Consider the following 23,050-nt stretch of genomic DNA (forward strand, 5'->3'; position numbering starts at 1 on the left):
TCAGTGGCGCGGTGCACCATGAGGACATGGCCGGTTCCACGAGCCCACCGTCCGCCGCCAACGGCAGTCCCGCCGGGGACGACCCGCTGGCCGGCTTCGGCGCGCCCGCGCGGGACTGGTTCACCGGGGCCTTCCAGGCCCCCACCACCGCTCAGGCGGGGGCCTGGAAGGCCATCGCCGAGGGCTCGGACGTCCTGGTGGTCGCCCCCACCGGCTCCGGGAAGACCCTCGCGGCCTTCCTCTCCGCGCTGGACCGGCTCTCGGTCACCCCGCCGCCCACGGAGACCCGCAAGCGCTGCCGGGTCCTCTACGTCTCCCCGCTGAAGGCCCTGGCCGTCGACGTGCAGCGGAACCTGCGGTCCCCGCTGGCGGGGCTGCGGCAGGCGGCGCAGCGGCTCGGGCTGCCCGAACCGGAGATCGAGGTCGGCATCCGTTCGGGCGACACTCCTCCGTCCGAGCGGCGGCGCTTCGCCACCCACCCGCCGGACATCCTGATCACCACCCCCGAGTCGCTGTTCCTGATCCTCACCTCGGCCGCCCGCGAGGCGCTGCGCGGGGTGGAGACGGTGATCCTGGACGAGGTGCACGCCGTCGCCGGGACCAAGCGCGGCGCGCACCTGGCGCTCACCCTGGAGCGCCTGGACCAGCTGCTGCCGGTCCCGGCCCGGCGGATCGGGCTGTCCGCGACCGTCCGGCCGGTGGACGAGGTGGCCCGATTCCTGTCGCCGCAGCGCAAGGTGACGATCGTTCAACCGCCCTCGGAGAAGCGGTTCGACCTGTCGGTGGTGGTCCCGGTCGAGGACCTGGGCGAGCTGTCCGGCGGCAGGCCGGGCACCGAGGAGCCGGAGCAGAACACCTCGATCTGGCCGCACGTCGAGGAGCGGATCACCGACCTGGTCCAGGCGCACCGCTCCACCATCGTCTTCGCCAACTCCCGCCGACTTGCCGAACGGCTGTGCGGGCGGCTGAACGAGATCGCCCACGAGCGCACCACCGGCGAGCCTCTGGCCGACGTACATGCTCCGGCGAAGCTGATGGCCCAGGCGGGGGTGAACAAGGCAGCCCCGCCGGTGCTGGCCCGGGCGCACCACGGCTCGGTCTCCAAGGAGCAGCGCGCCGACGTCGAGGAGCAGCTCAAGTCCGGCCTGCTCCCGGCCGTGGTCGCCACCTCCAGCCTGGAGCTGGGCATCGACATGGGCGCGGTGGACCTGGTGGTCCAGGTCGAGTCACCGCCCTCGGTCGCCTCCGGGCTGCAACGGGTCGGCCGGGCCGGGCACCAGGTCGGGGCGGTGTCCACCGGCGTGGTCTTCCCCAAGTACCGCGGTGACCTGGTGCAGGCCGCGGTGGTGGTGGAGCGGATGCGCGGTGGCGCGATCGAGTCGCTCCGGATCCCGCGCAACCCGCTGGACGTGCTGGCCCAGCAGATCGTCGCGATCACCGCGATGGACGCCTGGGACGTGGACGAGCTGCTGGCGCTGGTCCGCCGGGCCGCGCCGTTCGCCGCGCTGCCGCAGTCCGCGTACGAGGCGGTGCTGGACATGCTGGCCGGGCGCTACCCGTCCGACGCCTTCGCCGAGCTGCGCCCGCGGGTGGTCTGGGACCGCGTGGCCAGCACAGTCACCGGCCGCCCCGGCGCCCAGCGGCTCGCCGTCACCTCCGGCGGGACGATCCCGGACCGCGGCCTGTTCGGCGTCTTCCTGGCCGGTCAGGACCCGAAGAGGGGGGGAGGCAAGGGGGAGGGGGAACGCGCAGCGTTTCCTCAGAAGGGTGGCGGCGGGCGACGGGTGGGCGAACTGGACGAGGAGATGGTGTACGAGTCGCGGGTCGGCGACGTCTTCACGCTGGGCACCTCCTCCTGGCGGATCGAGGACATCACCCACGACCAGGTGCTGGTCTCCCCCGCCCCCGGCATCCCCGGCAAGCTGCCGTTCTGGCACGGCGACTCGCTCGGCCGCCCGCTGGAGCTGGGCCGCGCCGTCGGCGCCTTCCTGCGCGAGCTGGGCGGGCTGACCCCCGAGGACGCCACCGCCCGGCTGCACCGGGCCGGCCTCGACGACTGGGCCGCCGCCAACCTGCTCTCCTACCTGGCCGAGCAACGCAAGGCCACCGGGCACCTCCCGGACGACCGCACCATCGTGGTCGAGCGGTTCAGGGACGAGCTGGGCGACTGGCGGATCGTGGTGCACTCCCCCTTCGGCGCCCAGGTGCACGCCCCCTGGGCGCTGGCGCTGGGGGCCAGGCTGTCCGAGAAGCACGGCCTGGACGCCCAGGTGATGCACGCCGACGACGGCATCGTGCTGCGCCTGCCCGACGCCGACCTGCTGGACTTCCCCGACCCCGACGCCAACCCCGACGCGCCGCTCACGGCCGCCGACGACGCCCCGATCGGCGCGGACGCCACCGTCTTCGACTCCGGCAGCATCGAACAGACCGTCACCGACCAGGTCGGCGGCTCCGCACTGTTCGCCTCCCGGTTCCGCGAGTGCGCCGCCCGTGCCCTACTGCTCCCCCGACGCAGCCCCGGCCGCCGCACCCCGCTCTGGCAGCAGCGCCAGCGATCGGCCCAACTGCTGCAGGTCGCCAGCGAGTTCGGCTCGTTCCCGATCGTCCTCGAAGCGGTCAGGGAGTGCCTGCAGGACGTCTTCGACGTGCCCGGGCTGGTCGAGCTGATGGGCGACATCGAGTCCCGCCGGGTCCGGCTGGTCGAGGTCACCACCCCCGAGCCCTCCCCCTTCGCCCGCTCGCTGCTGTTCGGCTACGTCGCCCAGTTCCTCTACGAGGGCGACTCCCCGCTCGCCGAGCGCCGGGCCGCCGCCCTGGCGCTGGACTCCCGGCTGCTGGCCGAACTGCTCGGCCAGGCCGAGCTGCGCGAACTGCTCGACCCCGCCGTGCTGGAGGAGCTGGACGCCGAGCTGCGACGGCTCACCCCCGAGCGCCGGATCAGGGACGCCGAGGGCGTGGCCGACGCGCTCCGGCTGCTCGGCCCGCTCAGCCCGGACGAGCTGGCCGTACGCGGCTGCGACCCGGCCTGGCCCGCCGAGCTGGAGGCGGCCCGCCGGATCATCGCGGTCCGGATCGCCGGCGAGCGGCGCTGGGCCGCGATCGAGGACGCCGGACGGCTCCGCGACGCCTTGGGCGCCCCCCTGCCGGTGGGCGTCCCGGAGGCCTTCACCGAGCCGGTCAAGGACCCCCTCGGCGACCTGCTGGCCCGGCACGCCCGTACCCGCGGCCCGTTCACCGTGGCCGACACCGCGGCCAGGTTCGGGCTCGGCCCGGCCGTGGTGCTGGGCACCCTGCAACGGCTGGCCGGGACCGGACGGGTGGTCCAGGGCGAGTTCCGGCCCGGCGGCGCCGGCCCGGAGTGGTGCGACGCCGAGGTGCTGCGGCGGCTGCGGCGGCGCTCGCTGGCCGCGCTGCGGCACGAGGTGGAGCCGGTGCCGCCGCGCGCCCTGGCCGCCTTCCTGCCGCAGTGGCAGCACCTGGGCGCGCACCGGCTGCGCGGCGTGGACGGGCTGCTGCGCGCGGTCGAGCAGCTGCAGGGGGCGCTGGTGCCCGCCTCGGCGCTGGAGCGAATGGTGCTGCCGTCCCGGGTCGCCGACTACCACCCGGCGATGCTGGACGAGCTGACCGCCTCCGGCGAGGTGCTCTGGTCCGGCGCGGGCGCGCTGGCCGGGAAGGACGGCTGGATCACGCTCTGCCCGGCCGACTCGGCCCCGCTGCTGCTCCCGGCCGCGCTTCCGCTGGAGCAGTCGCCGCTGCACCGGGCCGTGCTCGCGGCGCTGGCGCCCGGCTACGGCCTGTTCTTCCGGCAGATCGCGGACCAGGTCGCCCAGCAGGGCCTGACCGCCGCCCCGGCCGAGCTGGCCACCGCGCTGTGGGACCTGGCCTGGGCCGGCCACCTCACCAATGACACCCTGGCCCCGCTGCGCTCGCTGCTCGGCTCCGGCCGTACCGCGGGCGCCACCGCGCACCGGGCGCCCCGGTCCACCCCGCGCGCCCGCTACGGCGGCAGCCGCCCGGCCGCGCGCACCGGGGCGCCGCCGACCACGGCCGGGCGCTGGTCGCTGCTGCCGCTCCCGCTGAACGACCCGACCCAGCGGGCGCGCGCGCTGGCGCAGACCCTGCTGGACCGGCACGGCGTGGTGACCAGAGGCGCGGTCCAGGCCGAGCGCGCGCCCGGCGGCTTCGCCGGGGTCTACCGGGTGCTGACCGCCTTCGAGGAGAACGGGCGGACCCGGCGCGGCTACGTGGTCGAGGGCCTGGGCGCGGCCCAGTTCGCCACCGACGGCGCGATCGACCGGCTCCGCGCCGTCCACAACGCCGCCGAGCGCGGCGGCCCGGCGGGCGACGGCGGCCCGGTGGCCGTGGTGCTGGCCGCCGCCGACCCGGCCAACGCCTACGGCGCGGCCCTGCCCTGGCCGGAGGCCCCGTCCGGGCCCTCCACCGGGCACCGTCCGGGCCGCAAGGCCGGCTCCCTGGTGGTACTGCTGGACGGCGAGCTGGCGGTCTACCTGGAGCGCGGCGGCAAGTCCCTGCTCTCCTGGGCCCCCGACCAGGACGGCCTACGCCTCGCGGCCGAGGCGCTGACCCGGGCGCTGCACGAGGGCGCGCTGCCGGATCTGACCGTGGAGCGGATCAACGGCGAGGCCGCGCTGACCTCCCCGCTCAGCGCTCCTTTCGAGAGCGCTGGATTCCATCCCACCACCCGCGGACTACGGCTTCGGTCCTAGCGGCCGTCCGGGACGGCGCCACCGGCGCGGGCCTCTCGCCCCGGGCCGAGCGGGGCCGGAAACGGGCGCTGTGCACCGGCAGCAGGCTCAGCGTCCACCCCCCGGCGAACATCAGCCCGACCCCGCCCCTGGTGTCCAGCATCCCGGCGAACAGCGCCCCCCAGCAGCCCAGGGTGACCAGCAGCGCGAGCGCCCAGCCGAGCGGGCTGCGCCGGGGTATCCGGAATCCTCGGAGTATCTGGAGCATGCCGCACCGCCTGCCTCGTCCGGGGACAGAAATTCCATGCTAGCCATTTATCGACAAACTCCGCCTGGCGTACGAGACCGAGCGCGGGGCGTGCGGACACAGCAATGCGCCGGGGTCCACCCCCGGAGGGGCAGGCACCGGCGCACCGGGATCGCGGCGGTCAGGCCGCGACGACATCCATCGCACTGGCCTTGGGCACCAGCGTGGGCATGCGGTCGGAGGCACCCGCGGGCACCGGGACCGGTTCGACCAGGACCGGGCGTACAGACTCCCCGGCGGCCAGCTCGGCGAGCGACAGTTCGTCGCTGACCTCGCGCATCACCTCGGACATCCGCACGTCCAAGGCGTCGCAGATGGCGGACAGCAGCTCGGAGGACGCTTCCTTCTGGCCGCGTTCCACCTCGGACAGGTAGCCGAGGGACACTCGCGCAGCAGCAGAGACCTCGCGCAGGGTGCGGCCCTGGCGCTGGCGCTGCCGACGCAGCACGTCTCCCAACAGACGACGGAGCAGGATCATCGGTGGCTCCCTCCTTGGACCGCGGCTCGGAACGTCACTGCCCCACCGTACCGCTTGGCTCGCGTCGCGTGCGGGGAGCCCGGTCGTGTTCACTCTGGGCTGTATCCATGGCCCCTCCCCTCCTGTTCGCGGTATGGCCGCTCGAACTTCGCGGTCCTTCACTTGTCCTATTCCCGGTGGGACCACCCCGGCTAACCCTCCGGACCTTGAGTTCTGCTTGAATCCAACACCTCACCGAGCAGTCCCAGGGCGGCTTCCACGGTTCTGCGTCGGATTGTGGCACGCCCCTGTGACAACCGGAGCGAAGTGCCGAATACTCCCTCAGGTCCGGCCACGGCCACGTACACGGTGCCCACCGGCTGCCCGTCCTGCGGATCGGGACCGGCCACGCCGGTGGTGCCGACGCCGTAGTCGGCGCCCATCAGCCGCCGCACGCCCTCCGCCATCTCCGCGGCGACCTGCGGATCCACCGCGCCCTTCGCCGCCAGCAGGGCGGCGTCCACGCCCAGCACCGTGCCCTTCAGCTCGGTGGCGTAGGCGGTGACCGAGCCCCGGAACGCCCGCGAGGCGCCGGGCACGGCGACGAACTCGGCCGCCAGCAGCCCGCCGGTCAGCGACTCGGCGACGGCCACCGTCGCCCCGGCCCGCACCAGCGCGTCCAGCACCTCGCCCGCGCCCGGCGGGGTGCCGTCCGGGCCGCTCACGAGGCCGCGGCCCGCTCCCGGGCCAGCCCGGCCCGGCGCAGCGTCACGGCCTGGCGGACGTAGTCGAGGCCGGTCACCACGGTCAGCAGCACCGCCAGCAGCATCAGCCAGAACCGGGCGGTCGCCAGCGGTCCTGTGAGTTCCAGCACATACATGCCCACGGCGATGCCCTGGGTCAGCGTCTTGACCTTGCCGCCGCGACTGGCCGGGATCACCCCGTGCCGGATCACCCAGAACCGCAGCAGGGTGATCCCGATCTCGCGGAACAGGATCACCACGGTCATCCACCACGGCAGGTCGCCCAGCGCGGACAGGGCGACCAGCGCGGTGCCCATGATCGCCTTGTCCGCGATCGGGTCCGCGATCTTGCCGAAGTCGCTGACCAGGTCCATCCGCCGGGCCAGCTCGCCGTCGAACAGGTCGGTAATCATGGCGATGGCGAACGCGGCCCAGGCCACCGAGCGCCACTTGGGATCGTGCCCGCCGTTCGCCAGCAGCAGCGCGGCGAAGACCGGGACGATCAGCAGCCGCAGCATGGTGAGCATATTGGGGATGTTCCACAGGCTCGGCTCAGCCCTCGGCGCCGCGCGGTCCGGGCCCGGCCAGTCCCCGGTCCGCTCGGCAGCGCCTCTGGCTCCCCCCTCGGCGCCTTGGATCACGCGCCCACCCCGGCTCCGGGCACGAGCCCGCCGATGACCTCGGCGATCAGGTCGACGCCCTCGCTGGCGACGACCTTGGCCTCGACCAGGTCGCCGACCTTCACTCCGTCGAGCGACCCGGTCAACGAGGTGATGCCGTCGGTCTCGGGGGCCTGGTGCTCGGCCCGGCCGATCACCGAGCCGTCCTCGTCCTCGTCGATCGACTCGACCAGGACGGTGACCGTGCCGCCGACCCGCTCCTCGGCGCGCTGCGCGGTGACCTCCTCGGCCAGCCGGCTGATCCGGGCCAGCCGCTCGGCGACCACGTCCTCGTCCAGCTTGCCGTCGTAGGTCGCGGCCTCGGTGCCGTCCTCGTCGGAGTAGCCGAAGACGCCGATGGCGTCCAGCCGGGCGTGGGTGAGGAACCGTTCCAGCTCGGCCACGTCCTCCTCGGTCTCGCCGGGGAAGCCGACGATGAAGTTGGAGCGGGCGCCGGCCTCGGGAGCCTTGGCCCGGATCTCGTCCAGCAGCGCGAGGAAGCGGTCGGTGTCGCCGAAGCGGCGCATCCGGCGCAGCACGTTCGGCGCAGAGTGCTGGAACGACAGGTCGAAGTACGGCATCACGCCGGGGGTGCCGGTCAGCGCCTCGATCAGACCGGGGCGCATCTCGGCCGGCTGCAGGTAGCTCACCCGGATCCGGCGCACGCCCTCGACCGCGGCCAGCTCCGGCAGCAGCGTCTCCAGCAGCCGGATGTCACCCAGGTCCTTGCCGTAGGAGGTGTTGTTCTCGCTGACCAGCATCACCTCGCGGACGCCCTGCTCGGCCAGCCAGCGGGTCTCGTTCAGCACGTCCGAGGGGCGGCGGGAGAGGAAGGAGCCGCGGAAGGCCGGGATGGCGCAGAAGGAGCAGCGGCGGTCGCAGCCGGAGGCCAGCTTCACCGAGGCGACCGGGCTGCTGTCCAGCCGGCGGCGCAGCGTGCGCGGTCCGGAGACCGGGGCGAGGCCGTCCGGGAGGTCCGCGATCGGGGTCTCCACCGGGTTGGCCTCGGGAGCGGGGGCCGCGCCGTGTCCGGGGACGGCGACCGCGCCGCCCTCGGCGGCCTGCTGGCGCTGCACCGGGCTGAGCGGGAGCAGCTTGCGACGGTCCCGGGGGGCGTGCGAGACGTGGGAGCCGCCGGAGAGGATGGTCTGCAGCCGGTCGGTGATGTCGGCGTAGTCGTCGAACCCGAGCACCGCGTCGGCCTCCGGCAGGGCCTCGGCCAGCTCCTTGCCGTAGCGCTCGGCCATGCAGCCGACCGCGACCACGGCCTGGGTGCGGCCGTGGCCCTTGAGGTCGTTGGCTTCGAGCAGGGCGTCGACCGAGTCCTTCTTGGCCGCCTCGACGAAGCCGCAGGTGTTCACCACCGCGACGTCGGCGTCCGCCGCGTCGTCGACCAGCTCCCAGCCGTCGGCCTCCAGGCGCCCGGCGAGTTCCTCGGAATCCACCTCGTTGCGGGCGCATCCGAGCGTGACAAGGGCGACTGTGCGGCGTGGGGACATGACGCCAAGATTACCGAGGTTTTCACGTCCGTGACGCGAAGGGTCCACGGCGGCCCGCGCGGGTGACCCAGGGGTACGGGGAGTGGCTCCCCGAACCAGCACAGCACCGAGGTTTTCACGTCCGTGACGCGAAGGGTGCGGTGGGGTGTTCCGGGTCACGCCGTGGGGCAAGGTCTCAGCCGGCCTGGGGGTCGCCGGGGGTGTAGGTCGCGTTCACGACCTGCCCGGCGCTGCCGGCCTTGCCGAGGTCCTTGCCGTTGACCCACAGGTGCGCCGCACCCGCGTCGCCGTAGACCACCTTGAGCTGCTTGAGGTCGGTGAAGGTCTGCGACGCGCCCTGGGCGAGGTTGTTGCGGAACAGCGTCTTGCCCTTGCTGTTCACCACCATCAGCCAGGTGTCCCCGGTCTCCGCGCTGACCTTGAGGGTGACCCGCCCGGCCGGCGCCGCCGCGATCGCGCTGACGTGCGGCACCGGCTTGGTCGGCTTCGCCACCGGCACCGCGGAGGCCGTGGCGGTCGGCACCGCCGCCTGCGCCTCCGGCGTCTTGTCCTTGCCGCCGACCAGGTTGAAGCCGATCACCGCGACGACCACCACGATCGCCGCGACCATCGCCCCGGTCCAGTTCGGACGGCGGCGCTCCGGGCGGATCCGCTCGTTGTCGAAGATCGGCACCGGCCGGGCCGCCGAGGGCGCCCCGCCGTGCGCCGCGTCGTAGCGGGCGACCAGCGCCTCGCCGTCCGCGCCGACCACCCGGGCGATCGCCCGGATGTGGCCGCGGGCGTAGAAGTCGCCGCCGCAGCGGCTGAAGTCGTCCGCTTCCACGGAGTGGATGATCGGAACCCGGACCCGGGTCTCCGCACTGACGTCCTCGACCGTCAGTTCGGCCGCGACGCGCGCGCTGCCGAGGACCTGTCCGATGGAGGGCTGCGGGGACGTTCCGACGGTCACGAGTACGCCTTTCGAGCGGTGGATCACCAGTCTATGGGGCCACTCCGAGCGGGCATCAACCGGAATACCGCCGAAGTGGTGACGAAGGGTCAGGTAGGTCCGGTCCGGTTCCCCTACCCTCCGTCAACGGTCCCACACGCCACCGCGATGCGCACGGCGCGGATCATTCCCCCCGGAGGGTGAGCAGCACCCCGTCGAGCTCGTCGGGCTGGATCAGCACGTCCCGCGCCTTGGAGCCCTCGGTGGGTCCGACGATGCCGCGCGACTCCATCAGGTCCATCAGCCGGCCCGCCTTGGCGAAGCCCACCCGCAGTTTGCGCTGCAGCATCGAGGTGGAGCCGAACTGGGTGGAGACGACCAGTTCGGCGGCCTGGACCAGCAGGTCCATGTCGTCGCCGATCTCCTCGTCGATCTCCTTCTTGGGCGCTGAGCCGACCGTGACGTCGCCCCGGTACTGCGCCTCGGCCTGCGCCTTGCAGTGGTCGACGACGAGCGCGATCTCCTCCTCGGTGACGAAGGCGCCCTGCATCCGGGTCGGCTTGCCCGCGCCCATCGGCAGGAACAGCGCGTCGCCCTTGCCGATCAGCTTCTCCGCACCGGGCTGGTCCAGGATGACCCGGCTGTCGGCCAGCGAGGAGGTCGCGAAGGCGAGCCGGGACGGGACGTTGGCCTTGATCAGCCCGGTCACCACGTCCACGCTGGGCCGCTGGGTGGCCAGCACCAGGTGGATCCCGGCGGCTCGGGCCAGCTGGGTGATCCGGACGATCGAGTCCTCCACGTCGCGCGGGGCGACCATCATCAGGTCGGCCAGCTCGTCCACGATCACCAGCAGGTACGGGTAGGGCTCCAGCACCCGCTCGCTGCCCAGCGGCGGCGTCACCTTGCCGCTGCGGACCGCCTTGTTGAAGTCGTCGACGTGCCGGAAGCCGAACGCGGCCAGGTCGTCGTAGCGCAGGTCCATCTCGCGGACCACCCACTGCAGCGCCTCGGCGGCCTTCTTGGGGTTGGTGATGATCGGGGTGATCAGGTGCGGGACGCCCTCGTAGGCGGTCAGTTCGACCCGCTTGGGGTCGACCAGGACCAGCCGGACCTCCTCCGGGGTGGCCCGCATCAGGATCGAGGTGATCAGGCAGTTGATGCAGGAGGACTTGCCCGCGCCGGTCGCCCCGGCCACCAGGATGTGCGGCATCTTCGCCAGGTTGGCGACGCTGGTCTGGCCCTCGACGTCCTTGCCCATGCCGACCAGCATCGGGTGCGGGTCGCCGGTGGCGACCGACGAGCGCAGCAGGTCGCCGAGGTTGACCATCTCCCGGTCGGTGTTGGGGATCTCGATGCCGACCGCGGACTTGCCCGGGATCGGGCTGATGATCCGGACGTCCGGGCTGGCCACCGCGTAGGCGATGTTGCGGGCCAGCGCGGTGATCCGCTCCACCTTGACCGCGAGGCCCAATTCGACCTCGTAGCGGGTGACGGTCGGGCCCCGGGTGAAGCCGGTGACCGCGGCGTCGACCTTGAACTCGGCGAAGACGTTGGTGAGCGCGGCCACCACGTCGTCGTTGGCCTTGCTCCGGGCCTTGCCGGGGCCGCCCCTGGTGAGCAGGTCCGGCGGCGGCAGCCGGTAGGCGCTGTCGCCGGGCAGCCGCAGCTGCTCGGAGCGCAGCGGCGGGATCGGGTCGCCCGGCTCCCGGGCGGGCTCCTCAGCCGACTGCCCGGACGGCTCGGCCGGCTCCGGCTGCCCGGCGTCCGCGTCCTTGGCGAACCCGACCGGCTCCGCCGCCGGGGCGTCGTCCTCGCGGCGGGCGGCCGGGACCGACCCGCTGTCCTCGTACGGCGCGGCGCCCGGGGGCGTCCGGTCCTTGACCCCGTTCAGTATGTCGGCGAGCGCCGAGGACGGCTGGACCCCGTGCAGCAGCGCCCCGTCTAGGTCCGCGGCGGCGGCGGCGGCCACGTCGATGGCGTCCAGGTCGCCGCGCGGCCGGTCCGGGTCGGCGGCCGGGCCCTGGCGGCGCGGGCGGCGACGACGGCTCGGGGCCACCGCGCCCTCGCGCTCCAGCCGTTCCCGCTTGGCCAGCAGCGCGGCGCGCTCGGCGGGGGTGCCGGGCTCCCCCTGGAACTCGGTGACCAGGCCGAGGCCGTCGAACCCGTCGCCGTCGGGCCCGTCCAGGTCCGTGCCGGACTGCGACTCGGGCTGCTGGCGCTCGACCAGTGACAGCCGCTCGGCGAGCAGCCGCAGCCGCTGCGGGATCTGGTTGACCGGGGTGGCGGTGACCACCAGCAGGCCGAAGAAGGTGACCAGCAGCAGCAGCGGCACGGCCAGGGCCGGTCCCGCCGCCGCCATCAGCGGGCGGGAGGCGGCCAGGCCGATCAGCCCGCCGGCGCCCCGGATCAGGGTCGCCCCGGCGTGCACGCCGGGCGCACCGCAGCCGATGTGCACCAGCCCGAGCACGCCGATGCTCAGCGCGCCCAGGCCGATGACGATCCGTCCGTTGGCCTCGGGCTGCTCCGGGTGCCGCATCAGCCGGACCGCGACGCCGGCCAGCAGTATCGGCACGATCACCGACAGCCGTCCGAAGGCGCCCTTCACCACGTTGGTGACGCCGACGCCGAGCCAGCCCTGCGGGTCCGACCAGGAGCCGGCCGCGACCAGCAGCGCCAGCGCGAGCAGCAGCAGCGCCGCGCCGTCCTTGCGGTGCGCCGGGTGCAGGCCCTTGGCGCCGTTGCCGACGCCACGGGCCATCGCCCCGACGCCGTGCGCCATCCCGAGCCAGGTGCCGCGCACCGCGCGGTAGGGCAGCGGTTTGGGCGGCGCGGGCGGCTTGACCGCGGCGGCCTTCTTCGCGGGCGCGGCCTTCTTCGCCGGAGCAGCCGCCTTCTTGGCCGGGGCGGCCTTCTTGACCGGCACGGCCTTCCTGGCCGGGGCCTTCTTGGCCGGGGCCTTCTTCGCAGGACCGGACGTGCGTGTGGCCATGCGGCTCAGGTTACCGGTGGCGGCTCAGCCGCAACACGTGTCGCGCCTGCTTGACGTCGTCGTGTCGGAAGAAATGACGAACGGCGGACCGCCAGGCTTGGAAAGGCGGGTGTCGGACCGTCAGCAGGTGTCGAACCGTCAGCGGAAGCCGGACCGTCAGCCGCCGGTCGGCGCGCCCGGCTCCAGCGCGTCCAGCGCCCGGCGCAGCCCGGAGAGCTTGCGCTCCAGATGGGTCGCGGTGGCCGCGGCGGCCGGGTCCGACGACTCGTCCAGCTGCTTGGTCAGCGCCTCGGCCTGCTCCTCGACCGCGGCGAGCCGGGCCGAGAGCTCGGCCAGTAGGCCGCCGGCCGGGGCGCCCCTGCGCGCGGCCGGGGCCGCGGCGTCGCCCTGGGCCGGGCCGTGGCCCTGTCCGTTGCCGCCCGCGGAGCCGGGAGCGCCTGCCTCCAGCTGCAGCCGCAGCAGCGCCGCCTGCTCCTTGAGCTGGCAGTTCTTCATGTACAGCTCGACGAAGACGGAGACCTTGGCGCGCAGCACCCAGGGGTCGAACGGCTTGGAGATGTAGTCGACCGCCCCGGCCGCGTAGCCGCGGAAGGTGTGGTGCGGGCCGTGGTTGATCGCGGTCAGGAAGATGATCGGGATGTCCCGGGTGCGCTCGCGCCGCTTGATGTGCGCGGCGGTCTCGAAGCCGTCCATCCCCGGCATCTGCACGTCCAGCAGGATCACCGCGAAGTCGTCGGTGAGCAGCGCCTTCAGCGCCTCCTCGCCGGAGGCCGCGCGGACCAGGGTCTGGTCCAGGGCCGAGAGGATCGCCTCCAGCGCGAGCAGGTTCTCCGGACGGTCGTCGACCAGGAGGATCTTGGCCTTCTGCACCTTGGCCTGCCCTCCTCGCCCCGTGACGCCGGTGTTCGCGGTGTTGGTCCTGCCGGTCGTGCTCGTGACGGTCATGCTAGCCGCACCTCACTGCCTGCCACCCACACCACCGTCAATCCTCGTCCCAAAAACAGTTCGGGTACGGCACTCCGTCACCCAGCCGATACCGGTAGCAACGCCGAGTGACCATATCCGGTTCCCTTCTGCCCCGGCCACCACCCCGGCGAGTGGGTACAGCTCTGGGCGCAGCCGTCGCAGGGGGTGTGCTCCATCCATGCCCCGGCCTGATCGGCCGGAACCCGTCCGGGCGCAGCTGCCGCGCAGTGGCGACGGATCGGCCCCCGGGACGGCGCGGACTGGACGGATGCGCCCCTCCACCCGCCCCCGAGGCTGATCCGGTCAGACCTCCCGGGCCATCAGCCAGTGCTCCATCACGGCCAGCAGGTGGTCGGTGTCCACCGGCTTGGTGACGTGGTCGGAGGCCCCGGCGTCCAGGCTCTTCTCCTTGTCGCCCTTCATCGCCTTGGCGGTCAGCGCGATGATCGGCAGCCCGGAGAACTGCGGCATCCGCCGGATCGCCTCGGTCGTGGCGTAGCCGTCCATCTCCGGCATCATGATGTCCATCAGCACCAGGGCGACGTCCTCGTGCTGCTCCAGCACCTCGATCCCCTCGCGGCCGTTCTCCGCGTACAGGACGGTCAGCCCGTACTGCTCCAGCACGCTGGTCAGCGCGAAGACGTTGCGGATGTCGTCGTCGACGATCAGCACCTTCTCGCCCTCGAAGTAGCCGCCGAACGGACCGGCCCCGGGGGCCCCCTCCGCCTTCTCCGGCTGCTGCTGGGGTTGCGCCTGCGGTTGGAGTTGCGGCTGGGGCTCCGGCTGCGGCACCGCCTGGACGCCGTTCCGCCAGCCGCCGTCGCGGCCGGCCCTCCTGGCCCGCTCCCTGGCCTGCGGCAGGGTGCCGGCCAGGGCGGACGCCTCGCGCCTGCGGGCCAGCGCGGCCTCGCGCACCTCGTCGGCCCACTGCTGGGCCGGGCTGCCGGTGATCACCGGCAGGGCCCGGCCCCAGGCGTCCACCAGGTGCGGCTCCTGCTGTCCCGCGGCCAGGTCCTGGCCCGAGTCCAGCGGCAGGAACAGGGTGAAGACGCTGCCGTGCTCCAGCTCGCTCTCCGAGTGGATCTCACCGCCGAGCAGCCGGGCGATCTCCCGGCTGATCGACAGCCCGAGCCCGGTGCCGCCGTACTTGCGGCTGGTGGTGCCGTCGGCCTGCTTGAACGCCTCGAAGATCTCCCGGAGCTTGTTCTGCGGGATGCCGATCCCGGTGTCGGTGACCGAGAAGGCGATCAGCGGCTCGTCCGGGTCGCTGATCGCGCCGGACTCCAGCAGCTGCTCCTGGATGTGCTGCGGCACCGGCTGCTGGCCGGGGCCGTTGCCGCCGGGCTGGATCCGCAGCTCGACCGCGCCCCCGTCGGTGAACTTCACCGCGTTGGAGAGCAGGTTGCGCAGCACCTGCTGCAGCCGCTGCTCGTCGGTGTGCAGGGTGACCGGCAGCTCCGGCGAGACCTCGACCGCGAAGTCCAGGCCCTTGTCCGCGGTGAGCGGGCGGAACGTCGCCTCGACGTAGTCGACCAGCTGGACCAGGGCGATCCGGGCCGGACGGACGTCCATCTTGCCCGCCTCGACCTTGGACAGGTCCAGGATGTCGTTGATCAGCTGGAGCAGGTCGGAGCCCGCGCCGTGGATGGTCTCGGCGAACTCCACCTGCTTCGGGCTGAGGTTGCCCTCGGCGTTGTCGGTCAGCAGTTTGGCCAGGATCAGCAGCGAATTGAGCGGGGTGCGCAGCTCGTGCGACATGTTGGCGAGGAACTCCGACTTGTAGCGCGAGGACAGCGCGAGCTGCTCCGCGCGCTCCTCCAGGACCTGGCGCGCCTCCTCGATCTCGGAGTTCTTGATCTCGATGTCGCGGTTCTGGGTGGCCAGCAGCTCCGCCTTCTCCTCCAACTCGGCGTTGGAGCGCTGGAGCTCCTCCTGCCGGGCCTCCAACTCGGCCGAGCGCATCGAGAGTTCGGCGGTCAGCCGCTGCGACTCCAGCAGCAGCCCCTCGGTCTTGGTGTTGACCGAGATGGTGTTGACGGTGACCCCGATCATCTCGGCGATCTGGTTCAGGAAGTCCAGGCTGACGTTGGTGAACGGGTTGAACGAGGCCAGCTCGATCACCCCGAGCAGTCGGCCCTCGAACAGCACCGGCATCACGATGACGTTGACCGGCGCGGCCTCGCCCAGACCGGAGGCGATCTTGAGGTAGCCGGGAGGGGCGGTCTTCAGCAGGATCGGCCGCTTCTCCACCGCGGCCTGCCCGATCAGCGACTCGCCGGGGCGGAAGGTAGTGGGCATGGCCCGCCGCTGGTAGCCGTAGGAGCCGATCAGACGGAGGATCAGGTCGCCGTCGTCCTCGTCCTCCGGCACCAGGTCCGGCGGCCTGGTCCCGGGCTGGGCCAGGAAGAACGCGCCGTGCTGGGCCGAGACCACCGGGGTCAGCTCGCTCATGATCAGCGAGGCCACCGCCTCCAGGTCGCGGCGGCCCTGCATCAGACCGGAGACCCGGGCCAGGTTGCCCTTGAGCCAGTCCTGCTCCTGGTTGGTGCGGGTGGTCTCGCGCAGGTTGGCGATCATCTGGTTGATGTTGTCCTTGAGCTCGTCGAGCTCCCCGGACGCATCCACGTCGATCCGCAGCGACAGGTCGCCCCTGGTCACCGCGGTGGCGACCTGGGCGATCGCGCGCACCTGCCGGGTCAGGTTCCCGGCCAGTTCGTTCACCGACTCGGTGAGGTCCTGCCAGGTCCCGGCCACGCCGGGGACCCGGGCCTGGCCGCCGAGCCGCCCGTCGGTGCCGACCTCGCGGGCCACCCGGGTCACCTCGTCGGCGAACGCGGAGAGCTGGTCGACCATGGTGTTGATGGTGGTCTTCAGCTCCAGGATCTCGCCGCTGGCGTCCACGTCGATCTTCTTGGTCAGGTCGCCCTTGGCCACGGCCGTGGTGACCTGGGCGATGTTGCGGACCTGGCCGGTGAGGTTGTTGGCCATCAGGTTGACGTTGTCGGTCAGGTCCTTCCAGATCCCGCCGACCCCGGCGACCCGGGCCTGGCCGCCGAGCCGCCCCTCGGTGCCCACCTCGCGGGCCACCCGGGTCACCTCGTCGGCGAACGCCGACAGCTGGTCGACCATGGTGTTCAGGGTGTCGGCCAGGGCCGCGACCTCGCCCTGCGCCTCGATGGTGATCTTCTTGGACAGGTCGCCGCCGGCCACCGCGGTCGCCACCTGGGCGATGTTGCGCACCTGGAAGGTGAGGTTGGACGCCATGAAGTTGACGTTCTCGGCCAGGTCGCGCCAGATCCCGGAGACCCCCTTGACCCGGGCCTGGCCGCCGAGGATGCCCTCGGTGCCGACCTCGCGGGCCACCCGGGTCACCTCGTCCGCGAACACCGACAGCTGGTCGACCATGGTGTTGACGGTGGTGACCAGCTCCAGGATCTCGCCCCGGGCCGAGACGGTGATCTTCTTGGACAGGTCGCCCTTGGCGACCGCGGTGGTGACCTCGGCGATGTTGCGGACCTGCCCGGTCAGGTTGTTGGCCATGAAGTTGACGTTGTCGGTCAGGTCCTTCCAGGTCCCGGAGACGCCGGGGACGATGGCCTGGCCGCCCAGGGTGCCCTCGGTGCCGACCTCGCGGGCGACCCGGGTGACCTCGTCGGCGAACGCCGAGAGCTGGTCGACCATCGTGTTCAGCGTGGTCTTCAGGCCGAGGATCTCGCCGCGGGCGTCCACCGTGATCTTCTGCGACAGGTCGCCGCGGGCCACCGCCGTGGCGACCTGGGCGATGTTCCGCACCTGGCCGGTGAGGTTCCCGGCCATGAAGTTGACGTTGTCGGTGAGGTCCCGCCACACCCCGGCCGCGCCGGGCACCATCGCCTGGCCGCCGAGGATGCCGTCGGTGCCGACCTCGCGGGCCACCCGGGTCACCTGCTCGGCGAAGCCGGAGAGCTGGTCGACCATGGTGTTGATGGTGTTCTTCAACTCCATGATCTCGCCGCGGGCGTCCACCTCGATGGTCTGCGACAGGTCACCGCGGGCCACCGCCGTGGTCACCTGGGCGATGTTCCGCACCTGGACGGTGAGGTTGGTCGCCATCAGGTTGACGTTGTCGGTCAGGTCCTTCCAGGTCCCGGCCACCCCGGGGACGGTGGCCTGGCCGCCGAGCCGCCCCTCGGTGCCCACCTCGCGGGCCACCCGGGTCACCTCCGAGGCGAAGCCGGAGAGCTGGTCCACCATCGTGTTGACGGTGTTCTTCAGCTCCAGCATCTCGCCCGCGACATGCACGGTGACCTTGTTGGACAGGTCGCCCTTGGCGACCGCCGTGGTGACCAGCGCGATGTCGCGCACCTGCGCGGTCAGCCGGCTGGCCATCATGTTGACCGAGTCGGTCAGGTCCTTCCAGCTGCCGGAGACCCCGCGCACCCGGGCCTGGCCGCCGAGCTTGCCCTCGGTGCCGACCTCGATGGCGACCCGGGTCACCTCGTCGGTGAACTCCGCCAGCGATCCCACCAGGCCGTTGACCGTGCGGCCGACCTTGAGGAACTCGCCGCGCAGCGGGTGCGTGCCGCCGTCCGGGCCGAGCGCCCGCAGCTCCATCCGCTGGTCCAGGTCGCCCTCGGCGATGGCCCCCAGCACCCGGCCGACCTCGGCCATCGGCCGGGCCAGGTCGTCGATCAGCGAGTTGCAGTTGTCCACGGCCGCGCCCCAGGCGCCCTCGCCCGCGCCCGCCTCCAGCCGCTCGGACAGCCGCCCCTCGCGTCCGACCGCACGTCTGACCCTGGCGAGCTCACCGGTGAGGTGCTGGTTGCGCTCGGCGATCTCGTTGAAGACCGCGGCGACCTCGGCCATCACCGAGTCGCCGGGCACGGTCATCCGCCTGCGGAAGTTGCCGTCGCGCATGGCCGTCAGCGCGGACAGCATCTTGCGCAGGTCCGCCGCGTCCGCGCCCCGGTTCCGGCGGCTCCTGCCGCCGCGGGCCGCTGCCGTTGCTGTCGCCCTGCCTGAATCCACCGGGGTCCCTCCAGAGTCGCCGACCGGCGGGCACCGTACGCGATTCCCGGTAGGTTTCCGGTAAGCGCGCGCACGACGGCGCCGTCGTCCTGTACTCCACAATCTAGCGACCCCCAGGGGTTGCGGGAGGGGTGCCGCGGGGTATCCGCCTGCCGATCGGGCACAGTGGGGTGCCCCGGGAAAGTAACCTGACGGGCTCGGGGCCGTTGAGCCCAGCACAGGAACAGAGGAGTCACCTCGTGGTCACCGCGCGGGCAACCGCCACGTTCGAGCCGGTCGGCCGCTCCGTGGCGTCCGCTCGCGGTTTTGTCCGGGACACCCTGCAGGGCTGGGGTTTCTCCGAGGTGGTGGACGACGCGGTGGTGCTGGTCAGCGAGCTGGTCACCAATGCCGTGGTGCACGCGGGGACGTCCGCCGAGGTGGTCTGCCTGCGCGACGACGACGGGGTCAGGATCGAGGTCGCCGACCGCTATCCCAGGCGCACGGTGCCGCTCTACGACGGCGCCCGGCCCGGCGGCAGCCCCGATCAGCCGTTCGAGCCCGCCCACGCCGATCCGAGCCGGGCCGATCTGGAGCGCGAGGGCGGGCGCGGGCTGCTGTTGTGCGCGGCGCTCGCGACGTGCTGGGGCGTGGACTACGCGCCGGCGCACAAGCGGATCTGGTTCCGGCTCGACCTGCCCGCCCGCGCCGCCGGCACCCGCTTCGCGGGCCCGGTCACCCCGGACGGGCTGCTCCCGGACGCCGACTCCACCGTGCGGGTCGCCGTGCTGCAGGTGGACGCCGAGGGCCTGGTGCTGAGCTGGAACCAGGACGCCGAACTGCTGTTCGACCTGGATCCGGCGCTGGTGGTCGGCAAACCGCTGGGCGCCGTCGCCGCCTGGCCGCAGACCCCCGGCACCGGCCTCGGCCTGGACGAGGCGCTGCGGCTGTCCCGCTGGGAGGGCAGCTACGGGATGCGCTGCGGCGACGGCAGGACCATGCCGGTGTACGGGGCCCATCTGCGGGTCAGGGACAGCCGCGGCGCCGCCTCGACCGTCTGCCTGCTGGTCCGCGACAGCGAGCGGGCGGTGCTGCAGTCGCCGTTCCGCAGCCAGAACGCCGACAGCGCCGCGACCGGCGCGCACCCCGACGGCGGCATCGGCGGCCCGCAGACCTTCGACGCCTTCATCGGCTCCCCCGCCCCCGACGACCTGGACGGCCTGCTCCAGCGCACGGTCGAACGGGCCCGCGACATGCTCGACGGCGACGCGGCGTACCTGCTGCTGGCGACCGACGACGAGACCGAGCTGGAGGTGCGCGCCAGCTGCGGACTGCCGTCCGGGCGGCAGCGGTTCTCCCGGGTGCCGGTGGAGGCGGGCTCCGGCCGCTACGGCTCGGCCCGGCTGCCCGCCGTCCACGACGACCTGACCGCGCAGCCGGGCGCGGTGCCGCTGCTCGGCGGGACCGGGCTGCGCTCGCTGGTGACCGTCCCGCTGAAGGTCGAGGGGCGGCTGACAGGCTCGCTCGGGGTGGCCGCGCAGGCCGCCGACCAGTACCGGAACGAGGACGCGCTGCGGCTGCAGTTCGCCGCCGACCGGATCGCACTGGCGGTGGAGAGCGCCCGGCTGACCGAGCTGGAACGGCTCCGCCGCGGCTCGCTGTCCTTCCTGGTCGAGGCCTCCGACCTGCTCGCGGGCACGCTGGAACGGGACCAGACGCTGGCGCTGATGGCGCAGATGACCGTGCCCACGCTGGCCGCCTGGTGCGCGGTCTACACCATCTCCGAGCAGTCGGCCCCCGAGCTGGCGTTCGTGCTGCACGAGGACGAGGACCAGATCGACGGACTGCGCGAGCTGCTGCGGCAGATCCCGCCGCCCGAGCCGCTGAACACACCGGGCGCACGGAACTGGCGCGCGCCCGCGCAGACGGCGCACGACGCGGCGATGCGCGCCTCGCTGCGCAGCCTCGGCCGCGACGGCGGCACCCGTCCGGTCCCCGGCTCGGGACCGGCCACCGCGCTGGCCACCGCCGGAACGGTGAGCGGGGAGACGGTGGTGCTGCCGCTGGTCGCCAGGAACCGGGTGATCGGCATGCTCACCCTGGGCAAGGCCGCGGACGAGAAGTTCCGCCGGGAGATCCTGGAACTGGCCGAGGACCTGTCCCGGCGGGCCGCGCTGGCGCTGGACAACGCCCGGCTCTACTCCGAGCGCACCGCGATCAGCCGGGCGCTCCAGCGCAGCCTGCTGCCGCCGGAACTGCCGAAGATCCCCGGCGTCGAGGTCGAGGTGATCTACCGCGCGGCGGGCGAGGGCAACGAGGTCGGCGGCGACTTCTACGACGTCTTCACCATCCGCGAGGGCACCTACGGCTTCGCCATCGGCGACGTCTGCGGCACCGGGCCGGAGGCCGCCTCGGTGACCGGCCTGGCCCGGCACTCGCTGCGGCTGCTGGCCCGCGAGGGCCTGACCGCCCCCGAGGTGCTCAAGCGGCTGAACGCGGCGATCCTGGACGAGGGCGAGCGCAGCCGCTTCCTGACGCTGCTGTACGGGGAGATGACGCCGCGTCAGGACGGCACGGTGGAGCTGCGCTCGGTCTGCGCCGGACACCCGCTGCCGCTGCGGCTCCGCCCGGACGGCAGCGTCTCGGCGGCGGCCGAGCCGCAGCCGCTGCTCGGGGTGATGGAGGACCTCGAACTGGCCGAGGAAACGGTGCTGCTGGACCCGGGCGACGTGCTGCTCTGCGTCACCGACGGGATCACCGAGCGCCGCGAGGGCTCCCGGATGCTCGGCGACGACGGCCTGGCCGAGGTGCTGGCCGGCTGCACCGGACTGACCGCGGGCGCGGTCGCGTCCCGGGTCCTGCGCGCGGTGGAACGGTTCGCCCCGGAACCGGCCTCGGACGACATGGCGATCCTGGCGCTGCGGGTGCCGACCCAGCGGAGCTGACATCTCCGCGGCACGTCCCTATAGCGCATGCGTCGGAGATCCGTCGGAGACTCGCCGAAATCCTTCGATAAATCTATGGTCACGGATGGTTGACGCACCGTCACTGACGGGTACTGATCAGTTGTCACGAAAATGTGAACATCCAGGTCAGTAGTACCAGTGAAAGGAGCCCCCGTGAGCAGCGAAGCCGCGGTGGCACAGAACACCAGCAGCACCACTCCCCGCTCCCTCACCCTGGGGTCCGCAGCCGGCCCGCTCGGCTACCTCGCCCTCGGCCTCACCCTCCTCGCCTTCGGCCTCCTCGGCACCGGCATCCTCAACGACGCGAGCGTCAAGGACGCGGGCAGCCTCTCCCTCTTCGTCGGCGGCCTCACCCTGTTCATCGCCGGCCTGCTGGAGTTCCGCGGCGGCAGCGCCGCCACCGGCACCGCCTTCACCGCGCTCGGCGCCTTCTGGGTCACCTGGGCGCAGGCCGCACCGGCCGGCAAGGACGCCACAGCGCTGTTCCTGATCCTCTGGGCCCTGCTGGCACTCACCCTCACCGCCACCCACTGGCTCGGCGGCGACCTGGTCCGCGGGGTGTACGGGCTGTTCACCGTGGCCCTGGTGCTGCTCGCCATCAGCACCCTGGCGAGCAACGACACCGTCGGCAAGGCGGGCGGCTGGGTGGCCGCGGTGGCCGGGCTGCTGGCCTGGTACGGCGCCACCTCGACGCTGGCGGGCGGCACCTGGGGACGGCTGACCCTCCCGGTGCGCTGAGCCGGGGGCGGACCCGCGGTCGCACCCGCACGCGGGCGGATCCGCATCCGCATCCGCAGGAACGCGTTGGGCCGGACACCCGGGGAGGGTGTCCGGCCCTTGCGCGTTCCGCCCTGCTCAGACCTTCACACCCTTGCCGGCACCCGCTGTTCGGGGTCGGCAGCTGCCCGTTGCGTCCTGTGCGCGGCCAGCGCCCGCGCCACCGCCCACTGCGCCAGGTACGCGAGCAGCAGCAGCGCCACCGCGGCCACCCCGTCCAGCCAGTAGTGGTTGGCCGTCACCACGACCACGGCAACGGTCAGCACCGGGTGGACGATGATCAGCCAGCGCCAGCGGCTCGGGCTGATCCGCACCACCGCGACCGCCACCAGCACGCACCAGGCGACGTGCACCGACGGCATCGCCGAGTAGGAGTCGGCCTGGAGCCCGCCGATCGTCGTCCCGTAGACCGACTGCCCGTACTGGACCGCGGTGTCCACCATCCCGCTCGTCCCCAGCAGCCGCGGCGGCGCGACCGGGACCAGTTGCACCAGCAGCGACGCCGCGGTGACCAGCACCAGCGTGGTGCGCACCCACGGATAGGACTCGCGGTGCCGCAGGAACACCCAGGCCAGCAGGGCGATCACCATGCCGAAGTGCATCACCGCGTAGTAGTAGTCAGCCCCCTGGACCAGTAGCGGATGCGGCAGCACCCACTGCTGCAGAGTCCGCTCGCTCGGTAGTCGCAGGGTCCGCTCCGCGTTCCAGATCCACTGGCCGCGGGCGGTGGCGTCATCCGTGCCCATCACCGAGATCTGCCCGGCGAACTGCCACACCGCGAACAGGCCGAGCACGGTCGCGGTCTCCCGCAGCACCAGCGCCACCGAGACCCGTCCGCTGCGCCGTACCGCGGCGGACGCGGCGTAGACCGCGACGCCGACGGCTGCCGCGGACTGCCAGGACAGCGTCAGGTTCTGCATCGGCACCGCCCTTCCCTCAATGTTCGACACACCGTAACCGCCCGCACCCCGGCTCCGCAGCGCGGGGGGCCGCGACACCGGGGCGGAGGCGGTGGGGCCACGACAGCGGGGGTGAGGGCAGCGGGGCGACGACCCCGGGGCGGC

Annotated in this window: 12 protein-coding genes; 3 read left to right on the forward strand and 9 right to left on the reverse strand. The window is 72.9% G+C overall.

Annotated features, from left to right (window positions below):
- Positions 1-26 precede the first annotated feature (26 nt).
- Positions 27-4,730 carry an ATP-dependent helicase gene (locus ACEZDE_RS25190; RefSeq protein WP_380540091.1) on the forward strand — a complete coding sequence of 1,568 codons (4,704 nt, stop codon included), beginning with the start codon at positions 27-29 and terminating at the stop codon, positions 4,728-4,730.
- Positions 4,731-5,137: 407 nt separating this feature from the next.
- Here the strand turns inward: ACEZDE_RS25190 and ACEZDE_RS25195 are convergent, their stop codons facing one another.
- From ACEZDE_RS25195 to ACEZDE_RS25230, 8 genes are all read right to left on the reverse strand, one after another.
- The gene (locus tag ACEZDE_RS25195) at positions 5,138-5,494 is read right to left on the reverse strand and encodes a helix-turn-helix domain-containing protein (protein WP_380540094.1); all 357 of its coding nucleotides are present in this window, start codon (positions 5,492-5,494) and stop codon (positions 5,138-5,140) included.
- A 191-nt stretch (positions 5,495-5,685) separates the two neighbouring features.
- Positions 5,686-6,198 carry a CinA family protein gene (locus tag ACEZDE_RS25200; protein ID WP_380540097.1) on the reverse strand — a complete coding sequence of 171 codons (513 nt, stop codon included), beginning with the start codon at positions 6,196-6,198 and terminating at the stop codon, positions 5,686-5,688.
- On the reverse strand, positions 6,195-6,857 hold the full coding sequence (gene pgsA, locus ACEZDE_RS25205) for a CDP-diacylglycerol--glycerol-3-phosphate 3-phosphatidyltransferase (RefSeq protein WP_380540100.1): 663 nt from the start codon (positions 6,855-6,857) through the stop codon (positions 6,195-6,197). Before pgsA ends, ACEZDE_RS25200 begins: the two co-directional genes overlap by 4 nt.
- Positions 6,854-8,374 (reverse strand): 30S ribosomal protein S12 methylthiotransferase RimO, encoded by a 1,521-nt coding sequence (gene rimO / locus ACEZDE_RS25210; protein ID WP_380540103.1) that lies wholly within the window; start codon positions 8,372-8,374, stop codon positions 6,854-6,856. The genes pgsA and rimO overlap by 4 nt, the downstream gene beginning before the upstream one ends.
- A gap of 175 nt (positions 8,375-8,549) precedes the next feature.
- Positions 8,550-9,323, reverse strand: a complete 774-nt coding sequence (locus ACEZDE_RS25215) for a helix-turn-helix domain-containing protein (RefSeq protein WP_380540106.1) — start codon at positions 9,321-9,323, stop codon at positions 8,550-8,552.
- 163 nt (positions 9,324-9,486) lie between these two features.
- The gene (locus ACEZDE_RS25220) at positions 9,487-12,291 is read right to left on the reverse strand and encodes a DNA translocase FtsK (protein ID WP_380540109.1); all 2,805 of its coding nucleotides are present in this window, start codon (positions 12,289-12,291) and stop codon (positions 9,487-9,489) included.
- 156 nt (positions 12,292-12,447) lie between these two features.
- Entirely contained in the window at positions 12,448-13,236 is a 789-nt protein-coding gene (locus tag ACEZDE_RS25225) for a response regulator (RefSeq protein WP_380540112.1), read from the reverse strand.
- A gap of 324 nt (positions 13,237-13,560) precedes the next feature.
- Positions 13,561-18,264, reverse strand: coding sequence for a HAMP domain-containing protein (locus ACEZDE_RS25230; RefSeq protein ID WP_380540116.1), 4,704 nt, complete (start codon positions 18,262-18,264; stop codon positions 13,561-13,563).
- A 239-nt stretch (positions 18,265-18,503) separates the two neighbouring features.
- Here ACEZDE_RS25230 and ACEZDE_RS25235 point away from each other — a divergent pair, with 239 nt between their 5' ends.
- Positions 18,504-21,188 (forward strand): SpoIIE family protein phosphatase, encoded by a 2,685-nt coding sequence (locus ACEZDE_RS25235; protein WP_380540119.1) that lies wholly within the window; start codon positions 18,504-18,506, stop codon positions 21,186-21,188.
- Between the two features lie 174 nt (positions 21,189-21,362).
- Entirely contained in the window at positions 21,363-21,947 is a 585-nt protein-coding gene (locus ACEZDE_RS25240; protein WP_380540122.1) for an acetate uptake transporter, read from the forward strand.
- Between the two features lie 125 nt (positions 21,948-22,072).
- Here the strand turns inward: ACEZDE_RS25240 and ACEZDE_RS25245 are convergent, their stop codons facing one another.
- Positions 22,073-22,906 carry a phosphatase PAP2 family protein gene (locus ACEZDE_RS25245; RefSeq protein WP_380540157.1) on the reverse strand — a complete coding sequence of 278 codons (834 nt, stop codon included), beginning with the start codon at positions 22,904-22,906 and terminating at the stop codon, positions 22,073-22,075.
- Between the last annotated feature and the right edge of the window lie 144 nt (positions 22,907-23,050).

This window comes from Streptacidiphilus cavernicola (genome assembly GCF_042510955.1).
Classification (GTDB): domain Bacteria; phylum Actinomycetota; class Actinomycetes; order Streptomycetales; family Streptomycetaceae; genus Streptacidiphilus; species Streptacidiphilus cavernicola.